We start from the raw sequence: 255 nt of genomic DNA, 5'->3' as shown, positions 1-255 counted from the left end.
CCAGGGTCGCCCCGGTCAGGGTCAGCGGGCCATCGGCGCCGGCGACGTCATTGGCCAGCACGTCGACGGTGATCGGGGTGTTCTCGTTGATCTCGCCGCCGTCATCGTCGACGGCGTCCGGCACGTCGTCCTTCACATCGATCGTGAGGGTCGTGGTCGCAACGTCGCCATCGCTGTCGGTCAGGGTGACCGCGAAGTCGTCCTGGATACCGTCGCTGTCGGTGCCCTGGGTGCTGTGCTCGGTGGTGTTGTCAT

1 protein-coding gene is annotated in these 255 nt (G+C 66.7%); it reads right to left on the bottom strand.

The window, feature by feature from the left end:
- Window positions 1–255: hypothetical protein (locus tag ACUN9Y_RS22355; RefSeq protein WP_445462933.1), on the bottom strand; the 255-nt coding region annotated here is incomplete at both ends.

Source organism: Halomonas sp. V046 (genome assembly GCF_052645355.1).
The sequence above is the reverse complement of the archived record's forward strand: the minus strand, read 5'-3'. Positions and strand labels throughout refer to the sequence as shown.